This window comes from Geobacillus sp. ZGt-1, from assembly GCF_001026865.1.
GTDB lineage: Bacteria > Bacillota > Bacilli > Bacillales > Anoxybacillaceae > Geobacillus > Geobacillus thermoleovorans.
This window is the reverse complement of record NZ_LDPD01000241.1, coordinates 1-587: the sequence shown is the minus strand read 5'-3', so window position 1 is coordinate 587 and position 587 is coordinate 1. Positions and strand designations below refer to the sequence as shown.

Annotated in this window: 1 pseudogene; it reads left to right on the top strand. The window is 34.1% G+C overall.

Features of this window, described 5'->3' with window-relative positions:
* Positions 1-234 (top strand): annotated as a pseudogene (locus VU18_RS18130) (hypothetical protein); the annotation flags it as partial.
* Positions 235-587: the final 353 nt, after the last annotated feature.

Sequence of the window (587 nt, the reverse complement as noted above, 5' to 3'; positions counted from 1 at the left end):
TCCTCGTGGTGGCTCGTGTTTTATTACTCAACTATGATTATTATTTCCTATCTTGGATTATTTGGTGGTATCGGTGCCCTTAAACATCCTTTGGATATCGTTTTTGTTGCGATAATTTCTTTAATCGCTTACTATTGGGGGACTTATACTGGTCTACCAAAAGCAATATTTGATGATGATGAAGTTGAAACAAGTGAATCAAATCTAATTCCTAAAAATACTGTATCTATTTAAACAAAATATTGAAAACGCTAACAATAATTGATAATTAATTAAAATTTGTTTGATATTGATAAACCGCCTAAACTTAAACAAAATAATCGAAATTCGATAAATTAGAAAATGGTATCGCTGATTAGCGAAAATAACAACATAAAATTAAATGAAATACTACGTACAATCCCGTCAAATTAATGTCAGACGGGATTGTATTTTTATTGATTTATTTGCCAAACAAAAATGATAAAAATATCTCTACAAAAATTACTATTCACATTAAGAGATACTCTCGCATCGGTCTTCTCGGCTGACCGCCTCCCTGCCTATGGCAGTCCGGCTGGAGCCTCCGAAGCCCGGCGCTCGGTCCA